Here is a 17,720-nt window from a genome sequence, read left to right on the forward strand (position 1 = left end):
ATGTACGTCTGGGGACGATTGCTCAGGCTTGGGCTCTTCGCCAAGACAAGGCCCCCGCTTGAGGCCCCGTTCGGCGTCTCGGAGCTTTCCTTCCGCGCCTGGCCGTGGGATTGCGACACCAACCTGCACGTGACCAACGGGCGCTATCTGATGCTCGCCGATGTCGGCCGGCTCGACCTGTTTTTGCGCTTCGGGCTGTGGCGCGAGGCGATGAAGCGCGGCTGGGCGCCGATGCTGGGCGGCGTCTCCATCGTGTTTCGGCGCGAAATCCGCATGGGAGGCAGCTTCCGCCTCGCCTCGCGGCTCGTCACCTGGCAGGAGACGCATGTCGTCGGCGAGCATCTGTTCCATGTCGGCGAGGACGCGGATGCGCGCATCGCCGCCAAGGCGCTGACCTGGGGCGGCATCTACGACCGCAAGGGCCGGCGCTTCGTCCCCCCGGAGGAGATCTTCGACCTTCTCGGCATTAAGGCGGCGGCGCCGGAGCCCGACGAGGAGCTTGCCGCCTTCCTCGCCTCGCAAAGAACCTTGAGGGCGCAGGCCAAGGCGATGGAGGGGCAACAGGCCGCCATCGCCTGAAAAGCGCCAACGGCCCGACGATTCCCCTTGCAAAAGCCGGCCGGCGCAGTTGTGCTTTGCCGAGGAAGAGGACTATATTCCTGGCGTTGTTCACCGGCCGGGGTAGCCGCTCGACCATGGCCTGGACCCATTCCACCGTCTGGGGCGCCATCGATGCCCTCGCCAAACGTCATGGGCTGACGGCCTCGGCGCTCGCGCGCAAGGCCGGGCTCGACCCCACCGCCTTCAACCGCTCCAAGCGGCATTCGGCCGATGGCAGGCCGCGTTGGCCCTCCACCGAATCCATCGCCAAGATCCTCAAAGCCACCGGCGCCTCGCTGGACGAATTCATCGCCCTGGTGGCGATGCGCGGGCGCGGCGCCGACGCGGCCTCGGGCCTCGATTTGGAGAGCGGCCTGGAGGGAAGGCTGCCGATGCCGGCGCGCGTGCCCCTGCTCGGCATGGCCCAGGCCGGCGCCGGCGGCTTCTTCGACGATGCCGGCTATCCCGTCGGCCAGGGCTGGGACGAGATCGAGCTGCCCTCGCCAAGGTCGGAGGGCACCTTCGCGCTCGAGGTCAGCGGCGATTCCATGCTGCCGCTCTATCGCGACGGCGACGTCATCATCGTCTCGCAGACCGCGCAGCTGCGCCCCGGCGACCGGGTCGTCGCCAAGACGGCGGAGGGCGAGGTCATGGCCAAGGTGCTGAAGCGGCAGACGACCACCAAGCTCGAGCTCGCCTCGCTCAATCCGGAACATGCCGCGCGCGTGGTGCCGCTCGCCGAGCTGGAATGGATCGGGCGCATCATCTGGGCAAGCCAGTAGCGGCGGGGAAGGCTGATGGGGCTCATCGCGCGCGCGACCGCGGTCCTCGCCATCCTCGTGGCGGCCGGCCTCGCCATCTTCTGGCTGCTGCCATCTCCGCCGCCCGAGGAGGCCTCCGAGGCCCCCGCGGCGGCGAGCGCGCCGGAGGTCAACGCTCCCGCCTCGCAAACCTCCGTGACACCGCCCGCCGCGCCGGCGGAGACGTCGCCGGCGGCAGAGGACGCGAGCGAGGCGGAGGCGGCACCGAGGAAGGACGAAACGTCGGGGGAAGGAACGGCGCCGGCCGAGGATGCGGCGCCGGGCGAGGATGCGGCGCCGGGCGAGGTTGCGGCGCCGGGCGCAGACATGGCGCCCTCGCAAGACGCGCCGCCGGCGCCCGCCGGCGAGGTGACCGTCGCCCCGGCCTTGCGCGACGTGACGCCACCGGGCTTCACGCGCGGGCCGGAAGTGACCGGCCCGCTCATCCGGGTGGAACCGCCGGCGCCGCCGGTACCGGAGGAGCCTCCGCCGCCGGCCGAGGCCCGCAGCGAAAGGCTCCTGCGGCCCCTCGTCGTCTCCGCCGGCAGGCTGAAGGCCGGCGAGAGGCAGGTGCGGCTTGCCGGCATCGAGGCGCCCGGGGTGGAGGAAAGCTGCGGCGCGGAGCCCTGGCCCTGCGGAATGATGGCGCGCGCGGCGCTGAGACGCCTCATCCGCGGCCGGGCCGTCGATTGTACCATTCCCGCCGGCGAAGCCGACTTGCCGGAGACGAGCCAATGCCGGCTCGGCGAGACGGATCTGGCGCAATGGCTGGTGCGCCAGGGCTGGGCGCGGGCCGCCGTGCCGCGCTACGGCGAGGCGGAAGAAGAGGCGCGCAAGGCCGAACGCGGCATCTGGAGCCCAAAGCGGCCCGGCGCCGCCACGCCGCTGCCGCCGGCGCCCGCGCCGCCGGAGCCGATCCTGCCGCCGCTCAGCCTTGAGGAGCCGGCCGGCGCGCCGGAGCTTTCAGGGCCGCCCGGCGCGCCGGAGCTTTCAGGGCCGCCCGGCGCGCCCGCCGCGCCCGTGCCGCCGGGGCCGAGCCCTACGCCGAGCCTCACGCCGGACCCTACGCCGGGCCTCACCCCCGGCCTCACGCCGGGTCTCACGCCGCAATAAAGGCGGCGTCCGGCGGCAGGCCTATGTTGCCTTTTGCGCCAGGACGTCGCCCGCCGGCTCTGTCTTATCGGCGTAGCGGCAGATATCGGCGATGGCGCATTCGGGGCATTTGGGCCGGCGCGCCACGCAGACATAGCGCCCGTGCAGGATCAGCCAGTGATGCGCATGCAGCGCGAATTCGTCCGGCACGACGGCCTCCAGCGCCTCTTCCACGGCGCGCGGATCCTTGCCGGGGGCAAGGCCGGTGCGGTTGGCGATGCGGAAGATATGCGTATCGACGGCAATCGTCTTATGGCCGAAGGCGACATTGAGGACGACATTGGCGGTCTTGCGCCCGACGCCCGGCAGCGCCTCCAGCTCGGCCCGGCTTTGCGGCACCTTGCCGCCATGCTCGGCGAGAAGCTTCTCAGACAGCGCCACGACGTTCTTCGCCTTGTTGCGAAACAGTCCGATCGTCTTGATGCGCTCGCGCACGCCCGCCTCGCCCAGCGCCACCATCCTTTCGGGCGTCGGCGCGTCCTTGAAGAGCACCCGCGTCGCCTTGTTGACGCCGGCATCGGTCGCCTGTGCCGACAGCACGACGGCGACGAGGAGCGTATAGGGGTCGGCATATTCCAGCTCGCTTTCCGGCGCCGGCCGCTCGGCCCGCAGCCGCGCAAAAAGGGTCGTTATCTCCTCCCCCGACAGGAGCGAGGGCCGTGCCACCCTCCTCCGCTTCGCCGGCTTCTTTGTCGTGCCTTTTGCCATCGCTTTCCTATAATCACTTTAAATGAGCGAGAGCCATCTGCCCCCTGTCACGGCGGCGGAGCCGACCATCTTCTCCGCCACGCTCACCCCGCACCGCTCGCTGGGGACGGGCGGCTACTCCGTGCTGATGAGCGTTTTCGGCGCCATCTGCCTTTTCTCCGCCTTCCTCTTCTGGCGTCTCGGGGCCTGGCCGATCGCCGGCATCTTCGGTCTGGACTTCGTCATCGTCTGGTTCGCCTTCCGCCTTAGCTACCGTTCCGCCCGCGCCTTCGAGAAGGTGGCGGTGAGCCGGAGCGTCCTCCTTATCCGCAAGGTGGCCGCCAATGGCCGCGACCTGGAGCTGCGGCTTAATCCCTATTGGACGCGGCTGGAAGTGCTCCGCGAGGAGGATGAGGGCGTCGTCGGCCTGAAGGCCGTCAGCCGCGAGACGGAGGTGCCGATCGGCGACTTCCTCAATCCGGAGGACCGGGCGAGCTTTGCGCGCGCGCTCGCCGCCGCGCTCGCCGAAGCGCGCCGCCCGCCGGTGCTTGCGGCCGCGGGCTGAGACGGCAAGAATCGGGTGGCTGGCGGCCGGCGGCCACGCCATATTGTGGCAGGTTTCAAGCAGCCACGATACGATGCCATGACCATGCAGAGCCCGCGCCCGACGCTCGCAGGGGACGATTACCGCACCGTCTCCTGCGTTATCGCCTACCTCACCGAGAACTATCGCGACCAGCCGGAGCTGGACGAGCTGGCGCGCCATGTCGGCATGACGCCGACGCGCCTGCAGAAACTCTTCACCCGCTGGTGCGGCCTGTCGCCGAAGGGCTTCCTGCAGGCGGTCACGCTCGACCATGCGCGCCGCCTGCTTGAGGATTCCGCCTCCGTGCTCGACACCACCTACGAGGTCGGTCTTTCCGGGCCGGGACGCCTGCACGACCTGTTCGTCAGCCACCATGCGATGACGCCAGGCGCCTATAAAGGGCGCGGCGCGGGCATGGAGATGGTCTGGGGGTTCCATCCCTCGCCCTTCGGCAAGGCGCTATTGATGGCCACCGAATACGGGCTGACCGGCCTCGCCTTCGCCGAGGATGGCCCCGGATCGGGCAACGAGGAGAAGGTGCTGGCGGAAATGCAGGCCCGCTACCCGAAGGCGCGATACCGCCACGCGCCACAGGCGACGGCGCCCCTGGCGCGCCGCGTCTTCGACACCTCCGCCTGGCGCGAGGAGGAGCCGCTGCGCGTCGTCTTCATCGGCTCCGACTTCGAGGTGCGCGTGTGGGAGAGTCTCCTCCAGATCCCTTTCGCCAGCGCCACCACCTATTCCGACATCGCCAAGAAGATCGAGCGGCCGAAGGCGGCGCGCGCCGTCGGTGCCGCGGTCGGCCGCAACCCCATCTCCTTCGTCGTGCCCTGCCACCGCGTGCTCGGCCGCAGCGGGGCGCTGACGGGCTATCACTGGGGCTTGACGCGCAAGCGCGCCATGCTCGGCTGGGAGACCGGAATGGCGGCCGCCGGCTGAGAAGAAGGCCCGTCCGGCGGGGCCGCGCCCACCCCAGAGCCCGCGCGCAAGCCCTTCCGGCGACCCTTGACGGCACGCGCGGCGAGGTCCATCTCCTAGCGGAGATTTGCAAAAGTGCCGCGGCGCGATGCCCGGCGCGCGGTGCCCGAGAGGCCGACATGTTCATCCAGACCGAAGAGACCCCGAACCCGGCAACGTTGAAGTTCCTGCCCGGCAAGCCCGTCCTGCCCGGGGATACGCGCGATTTCCGCTCCGCCGACGAGGCCGCCGCCTCGCCGCTTGCGGCGCGCATCTTCGACGTCGACGGGGTCTCAGGCGTCTTTCTCGGCCACGATTTCATCACCGTGACAAAATCGGCCGCCGGCGGCGAGGCGCTCGACTGGCCACATATCAAACCAGCCGTCCTCGGCGCCATCATGGAGCATTACATGTCCGGCGCCCCGGTCGTCGCCGATATGGGGGCCGATGGCGGCGAGAGGCGCGAGGAAGGCGAGTTCTTCGACGCCTCCGATTCAGAAACCGTCGCCATGATCAAGGAGCTCATCGACACGCGCGTGCGCCCGGCCGTCGCCAATGACGGCGGCGACATCACCTTCCAGGGCTTCAAGGACGGCGTCGTGTTCCTCAATATGCGCGGCGCCTGCGCCGGCTGCCCCTCCTCCACGGCGACGCTGAAGCACGGTATCGAGAACCTTCTGCGCCATTTCGTGCCGGACGTCACCGAGGTGCGTCCGGTCTGACGGCCGGCAGCGTTCGCGAAGGCGCTCAACGCAACTCGACAGCCATGCCGCCCCCCGATAGATCGGGGGTGATGATCTGCCTTGCCCTCGATACGTCCGGCGAGCTCTGCGCCGTCGCCCTGGCCGCCTCCGATAAAGGAGGTGCGCGCCTCCTCGCCCGCGCCGAGGAGGCTATCGGCCGCGGCCATGCCGAGAGGCTGTTTCCCCTGATCGATCAGGCGCTTCAGGAAGCCGCCCTCGGCTATGGCGATGTCGAGCTCGTGGCGACGACGACCGGCCCCGGCTCCTTCACCGGGGTGAGGATCGGCGTGGCAGCGGCGCGCGGCCTGGCGCTCGCTCTGGCCATCCCCGCACGCGGCATCGACGTTCTGGAGGCGATGATCGAGGCGGCGCGCGGCACGGTGACCGGCGGCGTCATCGCCGCGCTCCTTCCCGCCGGGCGCGGCAATCTCTATCTGAGGGCGGAGGCGGCGGCCGGCGGCGTGCTCCTCGCCTCCAGGCGCCTCGCCGAAGCGGACGCGCCAAGCCTTCTCTCACCGCATGCGGGCAACGGCCTCCTCCTCACCGGCGCGGCGGCCGCCAGCGTCGCCGAGGCGCTGCGAGAAGCCGGCGTAAGCGCGTCATGTCTCGGCAAGCAGGGCGGTGCCGATATCGGCGTCGTCGCCACCATGGCCCTTTCAGGACGCGGCGAGAGCCCGCCCGCGCCTGTCTATCTGCGCCCGCCGGACGCCAAGCCGCAGACAGGCAAGGCGGTGGCACGGCAATGAAGCGCGGCCTCCTTAGACCCCGGATCACGCTGCGCGAGGCGAGCGCGGCGGACGCGCCGATGCTGGCCGCCATTCATCGCGGCACCTTCCGCCATGCCTGGACCGACGGCGATTTCGTCTCCTTCCTGTCGCAGAAGGGCGTCTCGGCGCTGATCGCCTTCCATACCAGCCGCTTCGGCACGACGGGGCCCGCCGGCTTCGTGCTCTTTCGCCAGGCGGCGGACGATTCGGAGATCATCACCATTGCCGTGCGCGCCGCCTATCGCCGCCGCGGCGTCGCCCGCCGGCTGATGGAGGAGGCGATGCGTCGCCTCTATCACGAGCGCGCCGCGGCGCTGCATCTGGAGGTGGAGGCGGGCAATGAGCCGGCCGTGTCGCTCTACCGCCGCCTCGGCTTCGACGAGGTCGGCCAGCGCCCGGCCTATTACGCCAGCGACGATGAGGCCCGCCTGCCCGCGCTTGTCATGCGCCGGCAACTCCTCTAGCGAACCGGCCGGAGGGCGGGATTGAGGCCATGTTACAGCTGAGCGCAGAGGAAAAAGCGGCTCTTGACGCGCTTGCCGGCGGCGCGCCGGGACCTTTCGGCGGGAGCGCCTAGCGCCGATGTTCGCCTATCTGCGGTTCTTCACCGCCGCCACGCTCTTCTTCCTCTCGCTCATCGTCGCCGTCCCGGCGCAGGCCGTCAGTGTCAGGATGGGCTGGAGCGCGCAGAAGACGATCCCGCTCTACTGGCACCGCTTCGTCTTGCGCCTCCTCGATGTGCGGCTCTTCGTGCATGGCGAAATGGCCAGGGAGCGCCCGCTGCTGCTCCTTTCCAACCATATTTCCTGGCTCGATATCTCCGTCCTCGGCGCCATCGCGCCGCTCTCCTTCATCGCCAAGAGGGAAGTCGCCGACTGGCCGCTCTTCGGCCTCTTCGCCAGGCTGCAACGCTCCGTCTTCATCGACCGGGAAAAGCGCCGCGCCACCGGCAAGGCCAATGAGGAGATCGCCGCCCGGCTCGCCGCGGGCGACGTGATGGTGCTGTTTCCGGAAGGCACCTCGTCGGACGGCAATATCGTCCTGCCCTTCCGCTCCGCCATCCTCGGCGCCGCCCAGAACGGCGCCCTCGGGGATAGGCCGGCGGTGCTGCAGCCGGTCGCCATCGCCTATACCAGGATGCTCGGCATGCCGCTCGGGCGCCAGCACCGACGCTGGGTCGCCTGGTTCGGCGACATGGACCTCGTCCCCCATCTTTCCAAGCTGATGTCGCGCGGCGGCATCGACGTGCATGTCGCCTTCCTGCCGCCGGTCCAGATCCTTCCCGGGCACGACCGCAAGAAGGCCGCGGCGGCGGCCGGCGCGGCGGTGCGCAAGGCCGTCGCCGAGCTCAATTGCGGCCGCGATCCCGATACCGTGCTCGCCGACGTCGGCACGCCGCAGGCCTAGAGCCGCTGGCCATCGTCGCCGGCGCGAGGGCCGACTTAAGAGGGTCTAGCGACAGACGCGTCTTTCCGCTACAGCTAGCCGATGACGCGCCAGGCGAGGAGCACGCGCCGTTCTCGATGAATACGGCGAGACGCAAAGTCTTCATCAAGACCTATGGCTGCCAGATGAACGTCTACGACTCGGCTCGTATGGCGGACGTGCTGGCGCGCGAGGGCTATGAGCCGGTGGAAGGCCCCGACGGCGCCGACCTCATCGTTCTCAACACCTGCAATATCCGCGAAAAGGCGGCCGAAAAGGTCTATTCGGAGGTCGGGCGCATCCGCCATCTGAAGGAGGCGGCAAGGCGCGAGGGGCGCCGGGTGGAGATCGCGGTTGCCGGATGCGTCGCCCAGGCGGAGGGCGAGGAGATCATCCGCCGCGCCCCGGCCGTCGACGTCGTCGTCGGCCCGCAGAGCTACCACCGCCTCGGGGAGACGCTCGCCCGCGCCCGCCAGGGCGGCGCAGCGGTGGAGACCGAATTCGACGAGACAAAGTTCGAGCGCCTGCCCGCCCCGCCGAAAAGCGCGGCGCCGAGCGCCTTCCTGACCGTGCAGGAAGGTTGCGACAAATTCTGCACCTTCTGCGTCGTGCCCTATACGCGCGGCGGCGAGTTCTCCCGGCCGGCGGCGAAGATCGTCGCGGAGGCCAAGCGGCTGCTCAGCTCCGGCGTGCGCGAAATCATGCTGCTCGGCCAGAACGTCAACGCCTATCACGGCAAGGGCCCCGACGGGCGCGACTGGTCGCTCGCCCGCCTCATCCTGGAGCTCGCCGAACTGCCGGAGCTCGCCCGCATCCGCTACACCACCTCGCATCCGCGCGACATGTCGGACGACCTCATCGCCGCGCATGGCGCTTGCGAGAAGTTGATGCCCTATCTGCACCTTCCCGTGCAGTCGGGCTCCGACCGCATCCTCGCCGCCATGAACCGCCGCCACGGACGCGAGGCGTATTTCAGCATCATCGACAGGCTGCGCCAGGCGCGGCCCGACCTCGCCCTTTCCGGCGATTTCATCGTCGGCTTTCCGGGCGAGGAGGAAGAGGATTTCGCCGCCACCTTGGATCTCGTGGAGCGCGTCGGCTACGCCTCGGCCTATTCCTTCAAGTATTCGCCGCGCCCTGGCACGCCCGCCGCCTCGCGCGAGCAGGTGGCAGAGAGCGTCAAGGCGGAGCGGCTCGCCCGCCTGCAGGCGCTCATCGGCGAGCAGCAGAAGCGCTTCAACGCCGCCACCGTCGGCCTCACCATGGATGTGCTTCTGGAGCGCCCCGGCAGACGGGCCGGCCAGCTCGTCGGCCGCTCGCCCTTCCTGCAGGCGGTCAATGTCGACGCGCCCGGCCGTCAGATCGGCGAGATCGTTCCCGTCGTCGTTGAAGGCCTCGGCAGCAACAGCCTTTTTGCCCGTCTTGCCGGCGCGGCAGGCGAGAGGCTCACCGCCTGATGGCGCTCGCCGGCGCGCGCTCCAGGAAGGACCGTTCCGGCGGAACCGAGGAGATGGAGCTTGTCTTCGACGACAACCGCCTGGCGAGCGAACTGTTCGGCGAATACGACCAGAACCTTGCCTTGATCGAGCGCCGGCTCGGCGTCGAGGCCGTGGCGCGCGGCAATGTCGTCATCCTGCGCGGCGGGCCGGACGCCCTGCGCCAGGCCCGGGGCATCCTCAATTCGCTCTATCAGCGCGCCATGGAGGGCCATCATATCCATCAGGGCGACGTGGAGGGCGCCATCCGCATGGCCGACAGCCCCGGCGCGCAATTCTCGCTGCCGAGCTTTGAGGCCGGCGCGCGCATGCAGCTCGCCCAGATCGGCACCAGAAAGCGCTCCGTCACGGCAAGGACGCCGCGCCAGGACGCCTATATCCGCGCCATGGATCGCTGCGAGCTGATCTTCGGCATCGGCCCGGCCGGCACCGGCAAGACCTATCTGGCCGTCGCCTTCGCCGCCGCGCTTCTGGAGCGCGGCGATATCGAGCGCGTCATCCTCTCGCGCCCGGCCGTGGAGGCGGGCGAGCGGCTCGGCTTCCTGCCCGGCGACATGCGCGAGAAGGTCGATCCCTATCTCAGACCCCTCTACGACGCGCTCTACGACATGATGGCCGCCGACAAGGTGGAGCGGCTTCTGGCCTCCGGCACGATCGAGATCGCGCCGCTCGCCTTCATGCGCGGACGCACCCTCGCCCATGCGGCGGTGATCCTCGACGAGGCGCAGAACGCCACGGCCATGCAGATGAAGATGTTCCTCACCCGCCTCGGCGAGGGCTCCAAGATGGTCGTCACCGGCGATCCTTCCCAGATCGACCTCAAGGAGGGCGAGATGTCCGGCCTCATCGAGGCGACGCGCATCCTCGGCGATGTGGAGGGCGTGGAGGTGGTGCGCTTCCAGGCGGAAGACGTGGTGCGCCATCCGCTGGTGCAACGCATCGTCGACGCCTATGAGAGCGACGGGCGCTCCGCCGCCAAGGCGGAGCTTTGAAGCGAGCATGCCGACGGTGCGCATCGAGATTGCCGTGGAGGCCGGCGACTGGCCGCCCGAAGCCGCCTTGCGCCCGCTGATGGAGCGGGCCGTGGGGGCGGCGCTGCAAGCGGCGGGCTGGCAGCCTCCTTTCGCGGGCGGCGAGCCGGCCGAGATCAGCGTCGTGCTGACCGACGATGCGGCGATTGCCAGGCTCAACGAGGCCTGGCGCGGCAAGAAGGGGCCGACCAACGTCCTCTCCTATCCGCAGCCGCCGGGCCCGCTTCTGGGCGACATCGTGCTGGCGGAAGAGACGTTGCGGGGCGAGGCGATAGCGAGCGAAAAAGAATTTCTCGACCATTTTGCCCATCTTCTCGTGCATGGCTGCTTGCATCTGGTCGGTTTTGATCACCAAATAGAGACGGAAGCAGAGGAGATGGAAACGCTGGAGCGGCAGGCGCTCGCGCAGATCGGCATTGCCGATCCCTACGGCGAGCCCGAAGTGCCGGCGACGCGATGATGAGCGACGACAGCGCCCGAAGTCCCGCGGGGCTTGCGGAAGATTATTCCACCGACACGGCCTCGGAGAGCGTTGCCGAACGGCTACGCCAGACCGTGAAAACCATGCTCGGGCTGAAGAGCAACGGCTCGGCACGCTCGGAGATCGAGCACGTTCTGGCCGCCGACGAGGCGGCCGGAGAGGCCTTTGCGCCGGAAGAGCGCGCCATGCTGCGCGCCATCCTGAAACTCGGCGATATGCGCGTCGAAGACGTGATGCTGCCGCGCGCCGATATCGACGCGGTCGATCACGACGTGCCGCTCGCCACGGTCCTGATGGCCTTCAAGGAGGCCGGCCATTCCAGAATGCCGGTCTATCGCGACACGCTCGACGACCCGATCGGCATGGTGCATCTGAAAGACGTCGTCGGCTGGGTGCTGGAGCAGGCGCGCAAGGACGTTGCCCATCCCTCCGCCGAGGGCGCGAGCGAAGACGAGACGGAGCGCCGCTTCAAGTTCTCCGCCAAGCTCGACTTCTCGCCAGTCGATCTCAGCCGGCCGCTCAGCACCACCGGCATCATCCGGCCCATCCTCTTCGTGCCGCCCTCCATGCCGGCGCGCATGCTCTTGGAGCGCATGCAGGCGGGGCGCACGCAGATGGCCCTCGTCATCGACGAATATGGCGGCACGGACGGGCTCATCTCGCTGGAGGATCTGGTCGAGATCATCGTCGGCGAGATCGAGGACGAGCACGACGACGAGGACGAGGCGGACATCACCAAGATCGCCGAAGGCGTCTATGTGGCCGATGCCAGGGCCGAGCTCGACGACCTTTCCGAAGCCATCGGGCCCGGCTTTCTCCTCGGCGAGCTCGGCGAGGAGGTAGAGACGGTCGGCGGCCTCATCTACACGCTCCTCGGGCGCATCCCGGTGCGCGGCGAGATCGTCCACGCGCTGGAAGGCTACGAGATCGAGGTGCTGGAGGCCGATCCGCGGCGCATCAAGCGCGTCAGGATCCGCGAACGCCGCAAGGGGCGCCTCGCCCAGCGAGTGAAGAGCCGTCAGGCCGACGCGGTGGCGAGCGTCGGCGCCGCCCAACCCGGCGAGCCGCTGCCTGCGGCCCCACTCGCCGCGCCGGACCTTGCCCCACTCGCCGGCTCCGCGAGCTTGGAGGCCGGTGCCCCTGGGGCGAGACAGACCGGCACCGGCGAGGAGGCGAGCGAGAAGGGCGAGAGCGACAAGACGCAGGCCCGCCCACAGGGCGGTTGAGGCCGCAACGCCGCGGCCTTGGCCGCGGCAGGATGTCGAAGATGGTGATTGCCCCCGCAAAGCCCTTGCTTGTCATTGACTTCCTCGCCTGCATGGGATTAGACGGAGCCGCTTTTCCGAAGCCCAGGTGGCGGAATTGGTAGACGCGCACGGTTCAGGTCCGTGTGCCGCAAGGCGTGGAGGTTCGAGTCCTCTCCTGGGCACCATTTCGGAACGACACGCCGGCTCTCTCGGCCCTGGCGGGCGATCGGCCTAGATCACGGAAAAACCTTCTCGTCGATCTTCGCCTGCGCGATCAGCGCGAGTTTCTCTTTCTTGCAGGACGGCGCGGCGCACCGGCACGGCAACCGGCTGTGAAAGCGCGCCCCGCAGCGCCTCGCAAATCCTCGGCGGGCTCTGCCGGCCCAGCATCGATGGCGCCTTCGGCGCCGGCCGGAACGGGCCCCAGACAGGCTTGCGCCCCATGCCTTTCGGGCAAGCCTCACGCAACGCCCCGCCTTCCCGCTCAGCTCTCCAGAGAGTCGCGCAGGCGATAATACCAGACGGCGATCGAGGCATAGGCCGGATAAAGGCCGTGCACCGGCAGGGGCTTGATGTCGGAGAGCTTCAGGGGCAACGGCCGGGAGCGGTCGAGAAGATGCTCGCCGATGGCAAGGCCGAGCGAGGTTCCAAGGGCGACGCCGCGGCCGTTATAGCCGATCGCCATGGTGAGATCGGGGAAGGGCTGGTGGATATGCGGAAGATGATCCCAGGTCATCGCCACCCGCCCGGACCAGCGATACGCGATCGGCACCTCGCGCAGCTGCGGGAAGAAGCCGTGCAGCGCGTCGACGATGCGGGCGTAATCCTGCGGCCCGCGCGGCTCGGCAAAGGGGCCGCGCCCGCCCATCATCAGCCGTCCCTGCGGCCCGACACGAAAATAGTTCATCACCCGGCGGCTGTCGGAAACGACGTTGCCCTGCGGCAGGATGGTGCCGAGGAGCTCTGCCGGCAGTTTCGCCGTGGCGACCTGGATGCTGTTGGCCGGCACCACCGTCTCTTCAAGACGCGGCCATAGGGGCCCGGTATAGGCGTTGGTGGCAACGACGACCTCCTCGGCGAGGATCGCTCCACCGGACAGCTCCACCCGCCAGGCGGAGCCGGCGCGCTTCAGCGCCCTCGCCTCGCTGTCGCCATGTACCCTGGCGCCGGCGGCGATGGCGGCGCGGGCAAGGCCGCGGGCATAGGAGAGCGGGTGCAGGCAGCCGGCCCTTTCGTCGAGCCAGCCGCCGACGAAGCCGCGGCCGCCGATGCGCCGCTCCATCTCGGCGGCGCCGAGCATCCGCGCCGGGGCGCCGCGCGCCTGCCATTGGCGCATGCGCTCGGCAAGCAGCGGCAGATGCGCGCGCTTCACGGAGGCCTGGATCCAGCCGCAGCGCCTCGCCTGGCAGTCGATGCGGAGCCGCTCGATGAGCGAAAGGGTGGTCTCGGCGGTGCGGCCGGCGAAATCGGTCGTCGCCTCGCCATAGAGCCGGTCGAGCGTATCGGGATCGTATTTGAGGCCCGGAATGACCTGGCCGCCATTGCGGCCGCTGCCGCCGAAGCCCGGCCCGCCGCTATTGAGAACGATGACAGAGGCGCCGCCCTCGGCAAGCCGCAGCGCCGTGGCAAGGCCGGTGAAGCCGGCGCCGATGACGGCGATATCGGCCTTGTGCTCGCCGGCCAGCGGCGGGGTATCGGGCGCCGGCGCGGCGGTGGCGGCCCAGAGCGAGGCGACGGGATGCGACATGGCAATCGGTCCGCTTTGAAGCTGTCAGACGGGATGGGTGACGCGGCGCAGGAAGTCCTGGGTGCGCTCGTGTTTCGGATGGCGCAGGAGCTCGCCTGCGGGTCCTTCCTCCACGATGCGCCCGCCGTCGAGGAAGAGGACGCGATCGGCGACCTCGCGGGCGAAGAGGATTTCGTGCGTGACGACGAGCATGGTCATGTGCTCCTCGGCAAGCGCGCGCATCACCTGCAGCACCTCGCCGACCATCTCCGGATCGAGCGCGGAAGTCGGCTCATCGAAGAGGATCGCCTCCGGCTGCATGGCGAGCGCCCGGGCGATGGCGACGCGCTGCTGCTGGCCTCCGGAGAGCGAACTCGGATAGCTCTGAAGCTTGTCGGCGAGGCCGACGCGGGTGAGAAGCTGCGTCGCGCGCTGGCGCGCCGCCTGCGCGTCCTCCTTCAGCACGTAGCGCGGGCCCTCCATGACGTTCTCCAGCGCCGTGCGGTGCGGGAAGAGGTTGAAGCGCTGGAAGACCATGGAGACGCGGGTGCGAATGTCGTGGATCGTCGGCGCGCCCACATCCACCGTCTCGCCATCGACGCTGATGCGTCCCCGCTGATAGGCCTCCAACCCGTTGATGCAGCGCAGGAGCGTCGACTTGCCGGAGCCCGACGGCCCGATGAGGCAGACCACCTCGCCCTTGTTGATCTCGGCATCCACCCCCTTCAGCACCTCGTGCTGGGCGAAGGATTTGTGCACGTCCTCCAGCTTGATCATTGCGCCTTCCCCATGGCGATCTCCACGCGCCGCATGACGAAGTTGAGCGGCAGGGTCAGGCACAGATAAAGCAGCGCCACCAGGGTGAAGACCGTCATGTTGTCGAAGGTGGAAGAGGCCAGCATCTTGCCCTGCATGGTCAACTCGGCCACGGAGATGACCGAGACCTGCGAGGAATCCTTCAACAGCATCACCATGTTGTTGGAATAGGGCGGGACCACGATCTTGAAGGCCTGGGGCAGCACCACCCGGCGCATCATCAAGGGCTGCTTCATGCCGATGGATTTGGCCGCCTCCACCTGGCCGCGATCGACCGCCTCGATGCCGGCGCGGAAGGTCTCGCCGATATAGCAGGAATAGGTCAGCGCCAGACCGGCGACGCCCGCCTGGAAGGCGGTGAGGTCGAGGCCGACCTCCGGCATGACGAAGTAGATGTAGAACAGCACGACCAGGATCGGGATGCCGCGCACAAACTCCACGAAGACGCGGGTGGCCATGGCGAGCCAGGCGATGCCGGAGGTCCTGAACAGGGCCCAGACGAGGCCGAGCAACGTCGCCAGCGTCAGGGCGAGAAAGGTGACGGCGATCGTCAGCCATACCCCTTTCAACAAGATGGGAAGATAGATGCCGGCGTTGGCGAAAAAACCCGTCATTGTCTTACGTTTCCTCAGATAGGCGAGGTGCGGCGGGACGGCCCGCGCCGCGGCCGGCGCCGCGGGCGAGAGGCGCCCCGCTCACCTGTCTCAGAGGCCGTATTTGGCGAAGATCGCGTCCAGCTCGCCGCTTTCCTTCAGCTTGGCGATGGAGGCGTTCACCTTCTCCAGGAGCTCGCCGTTCTCCTTGGCGACGGCAAGCCCCACCTCGCCCGATTTCAGCGGCTCGTAATTCTCCACCAGGCGCACGCCGAGCTCCGGCTTCTGCGAGATCTGGTAGGCGGCAATGGGCTTGTCGCCGAAGCCGGCCTTGATGCGGCCGAGCTTCACGTCGCGCATGATGTCGGAGATGGAATCGTAGAGCTTCACCTCGCCGAAGATACCGAGCGCCTGAAGATTGTCGGCGAAGGTGGTGCCGATCTGGGCGCCGATCGTCTCGCCCTTCAAATCCTCGAGCGTGTAGTCGTTCTCGTCCTCGGCGGAGACGAACATACCGTCGCCATAGGCGTAGACCGGGGTGGAGAAGTCGACGACTTTTTGGCGCTCCTCGGTGGCGAACATGCCGGCGGAGATGAGGTCGATCTTGCCGCTCGAAAGGGCTGGGATGAGCGCGGAGAAGGCCACCACCTCGAACTTCGCCTCAAAGCCGTTGTCGGCCGCGATCGCCTCTGCGAGATCCACCATGGCGCCGGTCGGCACCTGCGTTTCGGTATCGATGAAGGTGAAGGGCACGCCGGTCGTGGTGACGCCGACGGTGACGGTATCGGCAAGGGCGGGCGTGGCGAAGACCATCGCCATTGCGGTCGCAAGCGCGGCAATTTGTTTCATGACCATGAAATTCCCCGTTCTTTGATGGCTCCGCGATCCATGGAAGCTGCGACCCTGCACCTCCCCGGCCGGTTTCGCATGTGGATCAGACGCAGAAATTTCACTATCATGAAATTAAGGTGATGCGCAACGCTCCCGCGGACATCGCATGGAGAGCGTGCCCACACAGAAGAATGCATGCGCTCCTTACAGGAACTAGTCCTCTCCGCCAGGACAAGACACGTCGCGCGCTTTCCCATACGTCACGAATCCGCTAGAATTTCAGAAATATGAACAAGGATGGATGGCGGCATGAAAACCGCGTCGCTTGCAAGCGCCGGCCGGGCGAGCCCCGAAGAGGCGGCGCACGAGGACGACCGATCGCTCGGTTTCGCCGTGCGCGAGGCTCGTCGCGCGCGCGGCCTCTCCCTTAAGCAGGTCGCCGACGCCGCCAGTATCTCGGTCGGCCTGCTCAGCCAGATCGAGCGCGGCATCTCCTCGCCGTCGGTGCGGGCGCTGCGTTCCATCTGCGCCGCCCTGGATATGCCCGTTCTGGCGCTCTTCGGCGAGATGGAGGCAAATGCGGAGAAGGAGGCGCGACGCATCGTCAGGTCGGGCCAGCGACGGCGCGTCGATTTCGGCGCCAAGGGCATGGTGAAGGAGTTCCTCAGCCCGAACGAGGAAGGCGTGTTGCAGGTGATGGAGATCGCTTTGCAGCCGGGCGGCGGCTCCGGCGAGGATGCTTACAGCCACGAAGGCGAGGAATGCGGCGTCGTGCTTGAGGGGCGGCTGGAGCTCTATGTCGACGGCAGCCTCTACCGGCTCGGCGAGGGCGACGCCTTCACCTTCGAGAGCCGGCTGCCGCACAAGTTCCGCAATCTCGCCGAGGGCACCACCCGCGTCCTGTGGGTGACGACGCCGCCCGTCTGGTAGGCGCTCGGTCCCCGGCTGGCTCGCAGGATGGCGCGCGGGCGTTGCCATCAGGCATTGTCCCGCGCCGCGCTTCGTGTCAGGAGCCTTGCCGCAGGAGGCCTTAGATGACGATCCGCTTTCACGAGGGCGACCTGCCCGACCTTTCCCATTACGGCGAGGTGGTCGCCGTCGACACGGAGACGATGGGTTTGAAGCCCGGCCGCGACCGGCTCTGCCTGGTGCAGCTGTCGCCCGGCGACGACAGCGCCGATATCGTGCGCATCCGTCCCGGCCAGCGCGAGGCGCCCAATCTCGTCGGCCTTCTGTCCGATCCGGCGCGGCTGAAGCTCTTCCACTACGCCCGCTTCGACGTGGCGGCGCTGCGGCAGGCCTTCGGGGTCGTCACCACGCCGATCTGGTGCACCAAGATCGCCTCCAAACTGGCGCGCACCTATACCGACCGGCACGGTCTGAAGGATCTGGCGCGCGAGCTGCTCGGCCTGGAATTGTCGAAGCAGCAGCAGAGCTCCGATTGGGGGGCGGAAGAGCTCAGCGAGGCGCAGCTGCACTACGCGGCGGCCGACGTGCTCTACCTGCACGCCATACGCCAGGCGCTGCAGACCCGCCTGGAACGGGAGAGCAGGTTGAAGCTTGCGGAAGCCTGCTTCAGCTTCGTGCCGGTGCGCGCGGAACTGGATTTGCTTGGCTGGGAAGATAGCGATATCTTCGCCCATGCATGAGGGGAATTTCCGGCATCGGCGTCCCGCCTAAAAAACACCATCTTGAGAAGGGATAGGGGACCGGCCAGCCGGGAAGAGGGTGAAGGGATGATGCTGGTCGCCACGCCAGCGGACACGGTGCCGCGGCAAGACC

The 17,720-nt window shown here is 68.4% G+C and carries 20 protein-coding genes and 1 tRNA gene; 16 read left to right on the top strand and 5 right to left on the bottom strand.

Annotated elements, in window-relative coordinates:
- The 3 genes from Q331_RS0105495 (at position 1) to Q331_RS22900 (ending at position 2,513) form a co-directional block, all read left to right on the top strand.
- Entirely contained in the window at positions 1-579 is a 579-nt protein-coding gene (locus tag Q331_RS0105495; RefSeq protein ID WP_026379860.1) for a thioesterase family protein, read from the top strand.
- Between the two features lie 116 nt (positions 580-695).
- Positions 696-1,382, top strand: a complete 687-nt coding sequence (locus Q331_RS0105500) for a S24 family peptidase (RefSeq protein ID WP_026379861.1) — start codon at positions 696-698, stop codon at positions 1,380-1,382.
- 15 nt (positions 1,383-1,397) lie between these two features.
- The gene (locus Q331_RS22900) at positions 1,398-2,513 is read left to right on the top strand and encodes a thermonuclease family protein (RefSeq protein WP_051630622.1); all 1,116 of its coding nucleotides are present in this window, start codon (positions 1,398-1,400) and stop codon (positions 2,511-2,513) included.
- Between the two features lie 21 nt (positions 2,514-2,534).
- Here Q331_RS22900 and nth read toward each other — a convergent pair whose 3' ends face one another.
- Positions 2,535-3,260, bottom strand: a complete 726-nt coding sequence (gene nth, locus Q331_RS20140; RefSeq protein WP_051630623.1) for an endonuclease III — start codon at positions 3,258-3,260, stop codon at positions 2,535-2,537.
- 22 nt (positions 3,261-3,282) lie between these two features.
- On the opposite strand from nth, the gene Q331_RS0105515 reads away from it, so the two are divergent.
- The 11 genes from Q331_RS0105515 to Q331_RS0105565 all read left to right on the top strand — a co-directional run bounded on the left by Q331_RS0105515 (position 3,283) and on the right by Q331_RS0105565 (position 12,157).
- Complete coding sequence (locus Q331_RS0105515) at positions 3,283-3,804, top strand: DUF2244 domain-containing protein (protein ID WP_051630627.1); 522 nt, start codon at positions 3,283-3,285, stop codon at positions 3,802-3,804.
- A gap of 78 nt (positions 3,805-3,882) precedes the next feature.
- Positions 3,883-4,764, top strand: a complete 882-nt coding sequence (locus tag Q331_RS0105520) for a methylated-DNA--[protein]-cysteine S-methyltransferase (RefSeq protein WP_026379863.1) — start codon at positions 3,883-3,885, stop codon at positions 4,762-4,764.
- Between the two features lie 158 nt (positions 4,765-4,922).
- Positions 4,923-5,504: a NifU family protein gene (locus Q331_RS0105525; protein WP_026379864.1), complete on the top strand. Its 582-nt coding sequence runs from the start codon at positions 4,923-4,925 to the stop codon at positions 5,502-5,504.
- A gap of 71 nt (positions 5,505-5,575) precedes the next feature.
- Positions 5,576-6,271 (top strand): tRNA (adenosine(37)-N6)-threonylcarbamoyltransferase complex dimerization subunit type 1 TsaB, encoded by a 696-nt coding sequence (gene tsaB, locus Q331_RS0105530; RefSeq protein WP_026379865.1) that lies wholly within the window; start codon positions 5,576-5,578, stop codon positions 6,269-6,271.
- Positions 6,268-6,756 carry a GNAT family N-acetyltransferase gene (locus tag Q331_RS0105535; RefSeq protein WP_026379866.1) on the top strand — a complete coding sequence of 163 codons (489 nt, stop codon included), beginning with the start codon at positions 6,268-6,270 and terminating at the stop codon, positions 6,754-6,756. The genes tsaB and Q331_RS0105535 overlap by 4 nt, the downstream gene beginning before the upstream one ends.
- Positions 6,757-6,874: 118 nt before the next feature.
- Complete coding sequence (locus tag Q331_RS20145; RefSeq protein WP_051630628.1) at positions 6,875-7,699, top strand: lysophospholipid acyltransferase family protein; 825 nt, start codon at positions 6,875-6,877, stop codon at positions 7,697-7,699.
- Between the two features lie 116 nt (positions 7,700-7,815).
- Complete coding sequence (gene miaB, locus Q331_RS0105545) at positions 7,816-9,174, top strand: tRNA (N6-isopentenyl adenosine(37)-C2)-methylthiotransferase MiaB (RefSeq protein WP_026379867.1); 1,359 nt, start codon at positions 7,816-7,818, stop codon at positions 9,172-9,174.
- Complete coding sequence (locus Q331_RS0105550; RefSeq protein WP_051630630.1) at positions 9,174-10,205, top strand: PhoH family protein; 1,032 nt, start codon at positions 9,174-9,176, stop codon at positions 10,203-10,205. Before miaB ends, Q331_RS0105550 begins: the two co-directional genes overlap by 1 nt.
- Positions 10,206-10,212: 7 nt before the next feature.
- Positions 10,213-10,704, top strand: coding sequence for an rRNA maturation RNase YbeY (gene ybeY, locus Q331_RS0105555; protein ID WP_026379869.1), 492 nt, complete (start codon positions 10,213-10,215; stop codon positions 10,702-10,704).
- On the top strand, positions 10,704-11,951 hold the full coding sequence (locus tag Q331_RS20150) for a hemolysin family protein (RefSeq protein ID WP_084174797.1): 1,248 nt from the start codon (positions 10,704-10,706) through the stop codon (positions 11,949-11,951). The genes ybeY and Q331_RS20150 overlap by 1 nt, the downstream gene beginning before the upstream one ends.
- Before the next feature lie 121 nt (positions 11,952-12,072).
- Positions 12,073-12,157 (top strand) — tRNA-Leu (locus Q331_RS0105565).
- A gap of 299 nt (positions 12,158-12,456) precedes the next feature.
- Here Q331_RS0105565 and Q331_RS0105575 read toward each other — a convergent pair.
- The 4 genes from Q331_RS0105575 to Q331_RS0105590 form a co-directional block, all read right to left on the bottom strand.
- Positions 12,457-13,719: an NAD(P)/FAD-dependent oxidoreductase gene (locus Q331_RS0105575; protein WP_026379870.1), complete on the bottom strand. Its 1,263-nt coding sequence runs from the start codon at positions 13,717-13,719 to the stop codon at positions 12,457-12,459.
- Positions 13,720-13,743: 24 nt separating this feature from the next.
- Positions 13,744-14,475, bottom strand: coding sequence for an amino acid ABC transporter ATP-binding protein (locus Q331_RS0105580; protein ID WP_026379871.1), 732 nt, complete (start codon positions 14,473-14,475; stop codon positions 13,744-13,746).
- A complete protein-coding gene (locus Q331_RS0105585) occupies positions 14,472-15,128 on the bottom strand; it encodes an amino acid ABC transporter permease (protein WP_026379872.1) in 657 nt (218 codons plus the stop codon). Before Q331_RS0105585 ends, Q331_RS0105580 begins: the two co-directional genes overlap by 4 nt.
- 90 nt (positions 15,129-15,218) lie before the next feature.
- On the bottom strand, positions 15,219-15,962 hold the full coding sequence (locus Q331_RS0105590; protein WP_034491120.1) for a substrate-binding periplasmic protein: 744 nt from the start codon (positions 15,960-15,962) through the stop codon (positions 15,219-15,221).
- A 285-nt stretch (positions 15,963-16,247) separates the two neighbouring features.
- Here Q331_RS0105590 and Q331_RS0105595 point away from each other — a divergent pair, with 285 nt between their 5' ends.
- Positions 16,248-16,868: a helix-turn-helix domain-containing protein gene (locus tag Q331_RS0105595; RefSeq protein WP_026379874.1), complete on the top strand. Its 621-nt coding sequence runs from the start codon at positions 16,248-16,250 to the stop codon at positions 16,866-16,868.
- Positions 16,869-16,972: 104 nt separating this feature from the next.
- Positions 16,973-17,587, top strand: a complete 615-nt coding sequence (locus tag Q331_RS0105600) for a ribonuclease D (protein ID WP_026379875.1) — start codon at positions 16,973-16,975, stop codon at positions 17,585-17,587.
- The last annotated feature ends 133 nt before the right edge of the window (positions 17,588-17,720 follow it).

The organism is Afifella pfennigii DSM 17143 (assembly GCF_000688515.1).
GTDB classification, from domain to species: Bacteria; Pseudomonadota; Alphaproteobacteria; order Rhizobiales; family Afifellaceae; genus Afifella; species Afifella pfennigii.